The sequence below is a fragment of the Nostoc sp. PCC 7524 genome (assembly GCF_000316645.1).
Taxonomy (GTDB): Bacteria; Cyanobacteriota; Cyanobacteriia; order Cyanobacteriales; family Nostocaceae; genus Trichormus.
This window is the reverse complement of sequence record NC_019684.1, coordinates 3,444,549-3,457,337: the sequence shown is the minus strand read 5'-3', so window position 1 is coordinate 3,457,337 and position 12,789 is coordinate 3,444,549. Positions and strand designations below refer to the sequence as shown.

The window sequence follows — 12,789 nt, the reverse complement described above, 5'->3', positions numbered from 1 at the left end:
GAGCAGAGGAGCAGAGGAGAAAAAGAATAATCTTTTACTCAGTCCCCAATCCCCAATCCCCAATCCCCAGTCCCGTATATTACCGTAGATGTTTACAAAACTAATAGTTTTTTTAGTTACTTATGCGGATGATGATTTCCTGTAATGCGTGGTATTTTTTGATGCCATGAGTATTTAAGCAAGAGTTAGGGGAAGGAGTTAAAACTTAATGATTGCAAATGACTTAAGTAAATTTATATCTTACTGCAAAAAAACTCAACCCCAAACTCAGGAAGATATTAAACAGTTTTTTGAGGGAGTGATTGTCTTTCCCTATGATAAGGAACTGCTATTACAAGCGTATCTATTTTTAAATATTCGTGATTTGTTTCCTTCCTGTTATGAGTTACTGTTGTTTGAAAAGTCTCCAATTGCAGATTACACTGATTTAGGAAAGTGTGATTTTGTATACTTAACATTTAAAGGTAATTTATTTTTAATAGAAACAAAATTTATTGATACTGAAGCAACAGGAGCTACAGAAAGAAAACGCAGAAATAAGCACAGAAACAAGGTATTTGAGCAAGTAATTACTTTAAAAAGTAGATTTAGTCAATATTGGGATATCCACCCAGAACAGTTGGAATGCGGGGTTTTTACGACAGATTCAGAAGTAGATTGGCGCGGCGACTGTGTTAATGTTGTCACTAAATATATATCTATTGATAATCTGGAAAAATGGCGTAGAAGTTATAAAAGAATTAACTCTTTGTAGACTTAATTATTGAGAGTTAAAAAGATTAAACAATCTATTAATTTATATTCTGTTTATAATGGATAGCTTCAAAAGGGGGATTTAGGGGGATCAAACCATATGTTTCACCCAGTATCAATCTGTGTTTATACATTTTGAATTGTTGTCACCTATTTAGGACATAAAGCGCGATCGCTCGGAGTTAATTTTGAGTTAGTCTGGAAATAATCTTGGAGAAAATCACAACCCTGTGTCAGTAACTTATCTAACTTAATATCATCTAAATTACGTAAAATTACTTGACCATTGCCACTACCAACCGCTATTGTCTGCATATCAGGACTAAAACTCACACTGGTTAATTCTTTTTTGTCTCCCTTCAAAGCTATTAGTAAAGTTCCTTCCCGATTCCAAAGCTTGACTTTATCATCACTACTAGCTGCCAAAGTCTTACCATTGGGACTAAAACTCACACTGATAAAATTATCGCCCTCTCCAGACAGACTTTTTAACAGCTTACCGTCCCGACTCCAGAGTTTGACTGTGCTATCAATACTGGCTGAAGCTAAAACTTGACTATCAGGTGACCATGCTACCCCGTTAACGCGGCGACTGTGGTTTTTGAGGGTATGCAGAAGTTTACCGTCTCGACTCCAGACTTTTACTGTTAAGTCATCACTGGCGGAAGCTAGTAATTGACCATCAGGGCTAAAACTTACCCAATTTACACCATCTTCATGACCTACCAAGGTGTAAAGAAGTTTACCATCTCGACTCCACAACTTCACCATTTTGTCTTTACTAGCTGATGCCAACATCTGACTATCTGGCGACCAAGCTACACCGAAGACTGTATCCTCATGACCTACTAAGGTCTGAAGTAATTGACCATCTGGAGACCACAACTTGACCATTTTATCTTTACTAGCTGAGGCAATGATCTGACCATCGGTTGACCATGCTATACCCCAAACTTCATCTTCATGTTTAGGAAAAGTTTTCCACAATTGCCCGTCTCGACTCAAAATTTTGATAGTTTTGTCTCGATTCCCAGCCGCTAAATAACGACCATCGGGGCTGAAACTAATGCTAGTTACCCAGTTATTACCATCAGTTTTGGGGTGACGCTGTAACACTTCGTCCCAACGCCAGAGTTTTACTGTTTTGTCACGACTGGTAGAAATTAAGCTGCGACTGTTGGGGCTAAAACTCACACTATTCACCCAGCCACTATGTCCTTTCAATGTTCCCAACAATAGACCTTGAGGACTCCACAGTTTCATGGTTTCGTCGATACTGGCAGAAACAATAGTTTGACCATTGGGACTAAAACTAACGCTGGTGACTCCCGCAGTATGACCTGATAAGGTTTTTTGTAGTTTCCCTTGCATACTCCAGAGTTTGATAGTTTTGTCTAAACTGGCAGTGGCAATAATTTGACCATCGGTTGACCATGCTAAACCTAAAATGGCATCATCATGTCCCTTCCAACTATTGAGTAATTTCCCTTCCCGACTCCATAATTTGATAGTTTTATCAGTATCTACAGAAGCTAGTTTCTGATCATCAGGCGACCAAGCCACACCTAAAACTGCATCACGGTGTCCAATCAAAGTTTTGATTAATTTACCGTCCCGACTCCAGATTTTCACGGTTTCGTCGGTGCTGGCTGAAGCTATGTTCTGTCCATCAGGGCTGAAGTTGGCACTATTTACCCCATCTTGATGGTCTTCTAGGGTATGTAGCAATTTACCCTGGCGAGTCCAAAGTTTCACTGTAGAGTCCTGACTGGTAGATACAATTATTTGACTGTCAGGACTGAAACTCACGCTATTCACAACATCACTATGCTGTGACAAATTGGCAATGAAGCTACCATCAGCACGCCAGAGTTTGACGGTATTATCTGCACTAGCGGAAGCAATCAATGAGCCATCAGGGCTGAATGTAGCACTATTTACACCCGCGATATGTCCTTCTAAGCGGTTATACTCTCTCACTCCAGCAACGGACTGATACAGTGCTGTCTGGACTTTTTCCCTAGTGTAAGCATCTACCCAAACAGCCCGTTGTAGTTTTCTGCCGGCTTTGATACCTTCCTTGAGAGCATCAATACCTTTTTGAGATGCAAATAAGGCCTCACTAGAAACACTGAGGGTTTTAATTTCATTATCTACGGCTGTAATTATAGAGATACTTAAACCCAAGATTGCCAAACATGAAGCAGTCAAGGCAATTTTGAGGGAACGATTTAATTTAGCTTCACTGAGGCGTTGTTGTTTTTGGCTTTCTGCCAGTTGGGCTGTTAATTCTTTTTCTTTCAGTTCCGCCCGTAATTGTTCCATTTCTAATTGACTGAGTTCTTCGCGTTTGCGTAACTCTCGCAATTCGGTAACTAAATCTAATCCTGATGGTATTTGAGTGTCTGTGAGTTTGGCTTGCTGCTTTTTTTGCCGGAGTTCGCTTTTGAGTCGTTCAATTTCTGTTTGACTTTGTTCAACTTTATGGCGGAGTTGATTGAGTTGCGCCTGTAGGCTTGATTCTTGTTGTTGCAAGTAACGAATTAAGTCTACTAAATAATCATGAATCAGTTGATAACGTTCTGGGACATCGGGAAATAATACTACTAAGCCAGAGCTAACTAAAATATCTAAGACTAATTCTAATTTGCTGGCATCTTCTAATTCTGCTAGTTCAGTTGCTAGTTCAACACGGGTTTTAAATGGTCGTTTGTTGGCTTCATCTGTGAGTAAATATAAGACTAATAAAGCTGCTCGCTCGTTTTCGGGTCCGCAGTCTTTAATGAGTTCTTTGATATATCTTTCTATGAGTTTATTCGGTCTATAAGGTTGATATTGTTCTAAAGTAGTAATGCGCTCATCTTGAATTTGTGCGCCAACTACCTGTAACTCAATAGGGCGCACTTCTCCTAGTTCTGTGGATAAATCTGCGACTAAAGCCTCAATTAAATCTGGTTCTAAACTTAATTGAGAACGTTCTGTTAATTTCCGAATAATTACTTTGGCATATCCGGGTGAAAAATTATTTAATTGATAACGAATCTGTTTATCGAGAATATTATTATTAATTGCTTCTAGGTTGGAAAGATGCTTAAACTCTAACAACCGATGTAAATAATCTTCTCGTAAGGAAAGAATAACTTTGACAAATGATACATTCAAACAATCACTGACAAATTGATCAAATGCTTGTTTCTGTTGTCGATCGCTATAACCAAAGAAAAATTCTTCAAACTGGTCAAAAATTAACACTGTAATCAGATGGTTATCAGCATTTTCACGTAATTTTTGCAGAATTTCGGTGGTAGTAACGGGTGAATTTTCCGGTGCGATCGCTCCCTCTCCATTAAGATGAGCAATAGCAACACTCAAAGATTTGCCTAATTCTCGCACCCACTCTGTATAAACTTGCAGCACCACAGGTACAGCAATTTGATCACCAATGGCGCGATTTTGTAAGGCGGGAACTAAACCGGCGGTGACGGTGGAACTTTTGCCCACGCCAGAGGGGCCATGTATAACGATGAGTTTTTGGTCGGCGCGGCTAATTCTGCCAATTAAATTATTAATATCTCGTTCTCGACCAGAAGCAGCAATTTCTAAAGCGACACTACTACTTCCCGAAGGTGATAACAAAGCCGGATTCGTAGCTTGTCTTTGGGGTTGCAAGCGCCCTGCACCAATAAACGCCCGAAAGCCATATTGCTGTTCTACAGAGCGGCGTTTTTGACGAATGCAATAGGCTTCTAAATAACGACCGGCTTCAAAGTAGAGCGATCGCAATGTCCGCAGCATTCTAATATAACGATGGGCATCGTATTGATGGGCGCTGTTTTCTAATGCTGTTGGTAGTTCTTTGGCAGCTTTTTCTAAATACTCTCGTGCAATTGTTTCCTCACCTATCTTGTGCTGGGCTTTAGCTAACACTAAGTAATAAATCTGCGCTAACAACAAGGGAAACAAACAATGATAGGGGTCACTGTCACAGTTTTGTGCTTCAGCTAACTTCAAGAGTGCAACGTGGGCTAAAATACTAGCTTGTATCCACCGTGATTCCTGTAGCGCCACCTGTGCTAAAAAACCGTAGTCACAAGCCAGTTGAATTTGGCTACCGTAGATTTGATGGAACTCTAGGGAGTTTCGCGCCACCTGCTGCAATTCTGGCCACTCTTGCAGATGTTCTAAAACTTCGGCAAGTTGACCAATAAATTCTGCTGCAATATCTGGTCGTCGCGCTAACTGTAAAATCTGTAAGCATTCTTGAAAGCAAGATTTGGCAGCTTCCCAATAGCGACGGTTATCTAGCTGATTTTGTTCAGCAAGACGAAAGTAACACAGGCCGATGTAAAAAAGTAATACTCCTTGTCGGAGGAGTGGGGGAGATGGGGGAGTGGGGGGAGATGGGGAAGAAAATACTCCCTCATCCTCTATATCCCCAGCATCTCTCCTCTCTAGGAGCTTTTGCCAAATTTTTAAGCTTTGCTGAAAATTACTTAGGGCATAATGAATGCGATCGGTGACATAATCATCTAAGCCAAAGACAAACTTTAAACTGGCGTGTAATGCTGGCTCTAAAGTAATGCCGCGATCGTGCAGTTCATTAATGGCACAATGGAGTTCATCGCTATGTTCCCAGACTTGTTCTAGGGTGGCATAATTTTCTGTAAATTTTGGTGGGCGGTGTTGTGCTGTATCGTTGGCTAATACTCGATTAAATAAAGAGTCTGTTTCTTGTTGCAGAAATTGCTGCAATTCTGGTGTGGTCATTTCAAACCGAATCGGTGTGGCTGCCCAACTAGCAAAATCGGGAGCTAAACGCACAACTTTTTGTAAAACTTCGTCATTTACCCAAAAAATCATCGGAAATGAGTGACGCTTAGGAAATTCATCCCGAATATGGTTAATTGAACTTAATAAATCGTCAATTTCATCTACAGTTTCTAAACCTAAAATCATCAGAGCCGATGGCGCTACACCATCATTCGGCATCTGCAAATGGATGGCGGTGTAAAGACTTCTCGTATTGTGGGGTAAAACAACTTTTTGGATGCGAGCCACCCCAGCCGCTAATTTATCGAGTTGTTGCAGGATGCGCTGTTGCAGCACTCGATAGTTACAGCAAACTAGAGCCACAGAAAAATGGCCACAAGAAAGAGTAATGGCTCTCCATAAACTTTGTAAGGCTCGCTCATTGGCTGCTCTTATATCTGCTGGTAGTTGTCCTTCAACCATGACTTAAATTTGGGTGTCTCGGCTAAAACTGGGTTGATGGCAAACCAAGCTCCTTGATGGTCGCGGTATTCAAAGACAAACAAACTCCGCAATAAGGTATGGTATTCTATATCACCTCTCACCCTCTGTTGCTTCACTACTTGGAAGATTAACTCCCATTCGTGGGTGTCAATAGGGTTAGCGCGATAGTCCCGTTGTCTTTGAATTACCAACTCCAAACACTCCCGTCCAAAGGGTGGATCTTGTTCGCGCAGACAGTCAAACAGCAACCCCAACAAATCGCGCACATGACCACCACTGATCAGGCACAATCGATCTAGTGTTTCTAAGTTATCAAACACTTCTGTAATTAAGCTTAAGCGATCGCTCGGCTCGATGTCAGGGAAGGCTCGCGCTAAAACCATTTGGCGCATTAGTTCCAATCCCTGAGTGAAAATATCTCCAGAGCGCAACCGTACAGGTATCATGGGTAAAACTTTGGGTGCAACCCCACCCCCTAAACGATGTTGCAGTTCGGCGCTATCGTTGGAGAAAGTTAAAGCCAAGGGAATGGTGTAAACTACATGACAGTTGAGTTTACGTAACTGCTCACCCCGTTGGATAAATAAATATTCTGGCAGCGATCGCCCCGATGGTAAAGGGCGAATTGCTACCCGATCCAAATTATCCACGATGACTACTAAGCCTTTTTTATCTAAGGCTTTAAGTTCTTTGTTAGCGCGTTCTAATAGTTCTTGATTAATCGCTTGTAAAATATTTTGGGTACGGGGTTCGAGGTAGTCTCTCAAGCGGCGGCGCAGTTGGGGACTTTCTTTGGTTTTGGCAGTAATTTTGGCAATCCCCACCGACAATTCCGCTTCCACTCCCAACTCAATTGGTGTTTGCAGAAAATCCACCACTTCACTAAACAATTTAGTGAAATAATTGGGTTTGAGCCGGATTTTCATCGCTTCCAGACTCTCGCTCACCTGCCCTGCGATCGCCAGTAAAATATCAGTCACATCCACATCCGCCATTTCTAAGACGTGGGTAGACTCAAAATAAACGACATGAAATTGCTGTTCTTCTAACTCCGCCTTGAGTCGCAGCAACTCTGTTGATTTCCCACAACCCAGGTGTCCGGTAAATAACTGACAGGTGGGTGCGTTCGGTGAAATGCGCGTAATCGTGCGCTGCAAAGCCTCAATAATTTTGCCGCCCCGCACTGACGCAAAATCGATATAATACCTGCGATCGGTAGAATTTCCCATCATTAGAGGTCTGCTGGGATTGCAAGCCTGATAAAATTTTTCTAAATCTAGGGGCATAACTAATCGCATTCACTCAGGAAGTGGGAGAACAAAGTCTGCTGATTGAATATGTTTATTCTTGTTAATTTATGCTTTATTTCAGCACTTGTCGCACAAATTACTCAATAATTTAGCAGTATTCCGGGTATTTTGGGTATATTGTTGTGATTTTACACACCAATGTTATAACTCGCTGTGATGAGAGCAGTCGAGATGAGCCGAGAATTACAAATTGTCAAAATCCCGGTTTTTTCCCAATGTATTGTTATGAATATTAAAAATATTTCACAAATAAAAAGGTACTCTTAGGTACAGTTTATTTGTGGTTTTGGCTATCCTCAAATTTTCAGTACCCTGAACAGATGAATATTCTCTATCAATCTTTACAGGTACGACGACGTAAACAATCTTCTGTTTGCTCGTCTCTAGTCGATATTTGACCAGGAATTATCTGTGAATTAGTATTTGTGTCATCAGACATCAAAGCCGTTGTAGCCAATAATTGATTTGTGCAACTTGGCGCATCATCACTAATAACAATATTGACTCCAGCATTGTATAGATAAATAGGCAATGCCATGATGCCAATATAAATTCTCCTATCCATACGAACCTCAGTCAAAAAAATTGTGATCGCGTTATTTTGTAGATGCCACCTGTTGAACTGGAATTACCAAACTCAGTTAGTAGGGTGCGTCAGTCTTACTAATTTCTTGGTATAGTTAGGTTTTCTTGCACTGACGCACCCTACATTGTCGATATTTTTTTATTTGGAAGTCCCTTAACAAACTCAGCATTGTAGATTTTTATTAGACATCTCCGGTAATTAAATGTGCGTGGTTTGAAACCCTTGTAGAGACGTTCTATAGAACGTCTCTACATTCATTTTCGTAGAGGTCTATTGATGTGATGTTGCTTTAATCAATGCTACTGTCCGCAGAGACGTAATTAATAGCTACCAGTTCCATATATGTGCATACTGCTGGATCAATCATTTAAGCAGATGCAAAACTAAAAAAAGCAAAAATATCTAAATTGATTTACGCCCAAAAGTAACTGTTGCGACTCTCTTTAATCAAATTCTATGTTTAAAGCCAAATTTCAACAGTCAATTAATTCCCCTATATTTATCATAATCTGATGTTGCCAGTTAAGTAGCCGTAATCTATAGGACTCATATTTGATTTCTGTTGGCGTAGCCTGCGCTGGCGCATAAGAATTCAGTAAACCGCATATGCTTTCTTCCCTGTTCCCTATCAAAAGCAAAATTTTTGCCCAATTCAAAATCCAAAATTAGGTATAAGCCCTATCAAGGTAGCTGCTTCCCCAGATAGAATAGTTAACAAATGTTGCCTAACACCTGACTCATGACACCTTCACAAGAAGTAGATACCGTAAAAACTCCTGATATCGATACTGAGGGATACGGCAACTCGGAACATCATCCTCTAGATGAGTTGCCAGATGAAGTCGAAATGTCTCTTTTCGACCACTTAGAAGAGTTACGACAACGAATTTTCTATTCATTGATTGCTGTTGCTGTGGGTGTTGTTGGCTGTTTCTTTGGTGTCAAAGCCATTGTCCAGCTACTAGAAGTCCCAGCTAAGGGAGTCAAATTTCTACAACTTGCCCCCGGCGAATATTTCTTTGTTTCTCTAAAAGTAGCTGCTTATAGTGGCTTGGTACTTTCCAGTCCCTTCATCCTGTACCAAGTCATTCAGTTTGTGCTACCTGGACTAACTCGCCGTGAACGCCGATTACTGGGGCCGATAGTTTTAGGTTCGAGTGTCCTGTTTGGTGCTGGTTTAGTTTTTGCCTATTTACTACTGATTCCCGCCGCCTTGAATTTCTTTATCAGCTATGGCGCGGATGTAGTAGAACAAATTTGGTCAATTGATAAGTATTTTGAATTTGTCTTGCTGTTAATGTTCAGCACTGGGTTAGCCTTTCAAGTGCCGATCATCCAATTGTTACTGGCTAATTTGGGCATTGTCTCTTCAGCAACCATGCTTGCTGGTTGGAGATTTGTCATTATGGGCGGAGTCATTTTAGGCGCTGTTCTCACGCCTTCTACAGATCCTCTCACCCAAAGCCTACTGGCGGGTGCTGTGCTGGGTCTTTATTTTGGTGGTATTGGTTTGGTAAAACTTACAGGTAAATAATGATCAATTAATAATGCCAATTAGCTATGAAGACTTTGAAAAAGTCGAGATTCGTGTTGGTAAAGTTATCCAAGTAGAAGCGTTTACTAAAGCCAGAAAACCAGCTTATAAACTGTGGATAGATTTTGGTGATTTGGGCATTAAAAAATCTAGCGCCCAAATTACCAAACTGTATCAACCAGAGGAAATTTTCAACAAATTAATATTAGCTGTGACCAACTTCCCTCCTCGTCAAATTGCTGATTTCTTGTCTGAAGTTCTGGTATTGGGTGTAGTTTTAGATGATGGTGAAGTTGCTTTAATTCAACCAGACAGAGATGTACCCCTGGGCAAACGCATTTTGTAGCCATTGATTTATATAATTTTTTGTGATTCATATGTAAGTCATAGTTATTACCAACGCGAATCCAAGCATATAGCAGAAGGCAATAGGCACTCTTGCAATAGGCAATAGTAAAATCCATGCCATGAATGAGTTTGAGCTTTTTGTCATGTCCTAATCGCCTTGTCCACAGCTATATAAGAAATTTTAAACTGAATAATAAAAGACCCCAAAAGGGGCGATCGCAAGTTAAACTATCCACTCCGAGGCACGTTCACCTAAATCTAGAGGGATGCTGACGGCTTTGCCAAGGCGGGGGCGATCGCGTGTTTGGGCGATGAATGTCCGCACCTGGGCTGCACCACCCAACGCATGAAGATAATTCGCCACACCATCTAGATGTTCTTGATATTCTGTCTCACTCATGGGAAAAGATGCTTGCTCAAGATATTTCCACATCACCTGCAAAAATATCTTGCCTTGTGTGCGCCGAAACTGGACATCATAGGAATGTCCCCATTTATCTACCAAAAGTTGTCTTAATTCCTGTCCTGTCATAGATTTGCTCAACTAGATTTTACATTTAGTTATGATGTTAAGTTCCGTAACTCAAGTATGATAAGGATATAAAGAAATGTAATGCTAACAAAATAGATGCTAGATATATCTTGAAACAAAGAAGTACAGCATCGAGATCAACGTTGGCATTTCGACTCAGACAGGAGTGGCTCAAGTATTAGCCCGCTTGTCAAGATGCTTAAAAAAATACACGAAGAGCGCGTAGATTATGGCTCAATTTTCTGAATCTATGGACGTTCCCGATATGGGGAGACGTCAATTCATGAACCTGCTAACTTTTGGTACTGTCACCGGTGTGGCTCTGGGTGCATTGTATCCCGTTGTCAATTACTTTATTCCACCTGCTAGTGGTGGTGCAGGTGGCGGTACAACAGCAAAAGACGAACTGGGCAACGATGTTAGCGTCAGTAAATTTCTAGAAAGCCATAATGTAGGCGATCGCACCCTAGTTCAAGGACTCAAGGGAGACCCAACTTACATTGTGGTGGAAAGTAAGGAAGCTATTGGCGATTACGGCATCAATGCTGTCTGTACCCACCTGGGTTGTGTTGTTCCCTGGAACGCTGCCGAAAACAAGTTTAAATGCCCTTGTCACGGTTCCCAGTACGATGCAACTGGTAAAGTGGTGCGCGGTCCTGCACCACGTTCTTTGGCATTGAGTCATGCCAACGTGGAAAACGACAAAATCGTTTTAACTGCTTGGACAGAAACCGACTTCCGCACCAATGAAGAACCTTGGTGGGCTTAATTTTTAGTCAATAGTCCAAAGTCCAAAGTCCATAGTAAAAACTATTGACTATTGACTCTTGACTATTGACTCTTGACTATTGCTCTTGACTAAATTAATCGTTGCCCTTATAGAGATGAGAAATGCTTGTGTAACAGCGAGGTTAACTCGCAGTGTTAGAGCGATGATGAAAGCATTGCTCATAGCGATCGCTACTGTAACTATTTTCTTTACCAGCGATCTAGCCCTGCCCCAATCGGCTGCTGCTTATCCTTTCTGGGCGCAGCAAACTTACCCAGAAACCCCCCGCGAACCTACAGGCAGAATCGTGTGCGCTAACTGCCACTTAGCAGCCAAGCCCACAGAAGTAGAAGTTCCCCAATCCGTACTACCTGATCAAGTATTTAAAGCCGTCGTTAAAATTCCCTACGACACCAGCGTGCAACAAGTAGGCGCTGACGGTTCTAAAGTCGGCTTAAACGTTGGTGCTGTGTTAATGTTGCCTGAAGGCTTCAAAATTGCACCCGCAGACCGCATTCCTGAAGAAATGAAGGAAGAGGTTGGCGATGTTTACTTCCAACCCTACGGCGAAGATAAAGAGAACATCGTCATCGTTGGCCCCTTACCTGGCGAACAATATCAGGAAATTGTCTTCCCAGTTCTTTCTCCCAACCCTGCCAACGATAAAAGCATCCACTTCGGTAAATATTCAGTTCATGTAGGTGGTAACCGAGGCCGTGGACAAGTTTATCCTACAGGCGAAAAGAGCAACAACAACGTATATAGTGCTGCCGCTACAGGCACAATTAGCAAGATTGCTAAAGAAGAAGATGAAACCGGTAGCGTTAAATATCTAGTAGACATCAAAACTGAATCTGGTGAAGTGGTAAGTGATACCATTCCCGCAGGCCCAGAATTGATTGTTTCGGAAGGGCAAGCTGTGACAGCTGGCGATGCTTTGACCAATAATCCCAACGTTGGTGGCTTCGGTCAACAAGATGCAGAAATCGTGTTGCAAGATGCCAACAGAGTTGGCTGGCTGATTGCTTTCATTGCGCTGGTAATGTTAGCTCAAGTAATGCTAGTTCTCAAGAAGAAGCAGGTGGAAAAAGTCCAAGCTGCTGAAATGAATTTCTAAATTCTCTGCTAAATCAATACATCCAAGGCAGGCAATAGCCTGTCTTTTTTATTTTTTATAACCATAAGATAATGTGCCAAAACAATAACGCTTATAGAGACTTTGCAATGCAACGTCTCTACTGAACCATATTAAATATGATGGCGACGGTAGGAAATACCCTACCTGCCAGATCGGTATACACACCTCAGAGTATATTGCAAACTTTGTTGCAATAAAGTTATATTTATTTACATAAAGTTACAAAAGTATAAAAAAGAGGTTTGCCATGACTATATTATTTGCAGTGTTAGTTTTAGGTTGGGTTGCCGCTTCTGTTTTAGGTTCTCTAGCTTACTTCCTAGGAGAGCAGAAAAAGCCAATTCATGAGCGTAACTGGCGTTCAGAGTCTTTTGAAAAGTTGGCTAAGTCTATTACTGGCATGGAAATAGATTACAGCGATCGCACCCCAGCCTATGCAATGGATGCTTATACTAGCCAGACTTTGCCTCGATAACAGTTAAAATGCTAGTTAACTCCATAACGACAAAACCCCCAGCACGAAACTTGGGGGTTTTGCTTTTAAACTACTAGAAGTAGAAGAAGTC

General features: G+C 41.4%; 10 protein-coding genes. 6 read left to right on the top strand and 4 right to left on the bottom strand.

Annotation, left to right across the window (positions count from 1 at the left end):
- Positions 1–208: 208 nt before the first annotated feature.
- Positions 209–754: a hypothetical protein gene (locus tag NOS7524_RS13860; RefSeq protein ID WP_015139105.1), complete on the top strand. Its 546-nt coding sequence runs from the start codon at positions 209–211 to the stop codon at positions 752–754.
- A 149-nt stretch (positions 755–903) separates the two neighbouring features.
- Here NOS7524_RS13860 and NOS7524_RS13855 read toward each other — a convergent pair whose 3' ends face one another.
- From NOS7524_RS13855 to NOS7524_RS13845, 3 genes are all read right to left on the bottom strand, one after another.
- A complete protein-coding gene (locus NOS7524_RS13855) occupies positions 904–5,985 on the bottom strand; it encodes an nSTAND1 domain-containing NTPase (RefSeq protein ID WP_015139104.1) in 5,082 nt (1,693 codons plus the stop codon).
- Positions 5,955–7,292: a P-loop NTPase fold protein gene (locus NOS7524_RS13850; protein ID WP_041555767.1), complete on the bottom strand. Its 1,338-nt coding sequence runs from the start codon at positions 7,290–7,292 to the stop codon at positions 5,955–5,957. The genes NOS7524_RS13855 and NOS7524_RS13850 overlap by 31 nt, the downstream gene beginning before the upstream one ends.
- 358 nt (positions 7,293–7,650) lie before the next feature.
- Positions 7,651–7,881, bottom strand: a complete 231-nt coding sequence (locus NOS7524_RS13845) for a hypothetical protein (RefSeq protein ID WP_015139102.1) — start codon at positions 7,879–7,881, stop codon at positions 7,651–7,653.
- A 760-nt stretch (positions 7,882–8,641) separates the two neighbouring features.
- Between NOS7524_RS13845 and tatC the strand changes: the two genes are divergently transcribed.
- Positions 8,642–9,436: a twin-arginine translocase subunit TatC gene (gene tatC, locus NOS7524_RS13840; RefSeq protein WP_015139101.1), complete on the top strand. Its 795-nt coding sequence runs from the start codon at positions 8,642–8,644 to the stop codon at positions 9,434–9,436.
- A 13-nt stretch (positions 9,437–9,449) separates the two neighbouring features.
- On the top strand, positions 9,450–9,782 hold the full coding sequence (locus NOS7524_RS13835) for a tRNA-binding protein (protein WP_015139100.1): 333 nt from the start codon (positions 9,450–9,452) through the stop codon (positions 9,780–9,782).
- A 225-nt stretch (positions 9,783–10,007) separates the two neighbouring features.
- Here the strand turns inward: NOS7524_RS13835 and NOS7524_RS13830 are convergent, their stop codons facing one another.
- Positions 10,008–10,316 (bottom strand): DUF3067 family protein, encoded by a 309-nt coding sequence (locus NOS7524_RS13830; protein ID WP_015139099.1) that lies wholly within the window; start codon positions 10,314–10,316, stop codon positions 10,008–10,010.
- Between the two features lie 229 nt (positions 10,317–10,545).
- Here NOS7524_RS13830 and petC point away from each other — a divergent pair, with 229 nt between their 5' ends.
- The 3 genes from petC to NOS7524_RS13815 all read left to right on the top strand — a co-directional run bounded on the left by petC (position 10,546) and on the right by NOS7524_RS13815 (position 12,698).
- Positions 10,546–11,085 carry a cytochrome b6-f complex iron-sulfur subunit gene (petC, locus tag NOS7524_RS13825; RefSeq protein ID WP_015139098.1) on the top strand — a complete coding sequence of 180 codons (540 nt, stop codon included), beginning with the start codon at positions 10,546–10,548 and terminating at the stop codon, positions 11,083–11,085.
- 115 nt (positions 11,086–11,200) lie between these two features.
- A complete protein-coding gene (petA, locus tag NOS7524_RS13820; protein ID WP_015139097.1) occupies positions 11,201–12,202 on the top strand; it encodes a cytochrome f in 1,002 nt (333 codons plus the stop codon).
- A gap of 268 nt (positions 12,203–12,470) precedes the next feature.
- On the top strand, positions 12,471–12,698 hold the full coding sequence (locus NOS7524_RS13815) for a photosystem II protein, Psb35-related (protein WP_015139096.1): 228 nt from the start codon (positions 12,471–12,473) through the stop codon (positions 12,696–12,698).
- Positions 12,699–12,789 lie beyond the last annotated feature (91 nt).